Source organism: Bradyrhizobium sp. MI1.11 (assembly GCF_055811255.1).
Genome location: NZ_JBVVPM010000263.1, coordinates 1 through 208, shown reverse-complemented (window position 1 = coordinate 208; position 208 = coordinate 1). Strand labels below are relative to the sequence as shown.

Sequence of the window (208 nt, the reverse complement as noted above, 5' to 3'; positions counted from 1 at the left end):
ATCGATCGACAGAGCGGCTGCGAAGGCATTGGTCGAGCGCATTATCATAGCCGAGTCCAACGGTGACCCGAATGCAAGGAACAAGCGGTCGAGCGCCACCGGCGCCGCCCAGTTTCTCGATGATACGTGGCTCGAAGCCGTTCGAAGGCACCGACGCGATCTGATCAAGGGCCGCTGCGACAAGGAAGTCTTGGACTTGCGCGGAGAT

1 protein-coding gene is annotated in these 208 nt (G+C 60.1%); it reads right to left on the bottom strand.

Annotated elements, in window-relative coordinates; genetic code table 11:
• On the bottom strand, window positions 1–208 hold a 208-nt coding region (locus AC0L30_RS43295; RefSeq protein WP_473406825.1), incomplete at both ends, for a hypothetical protein.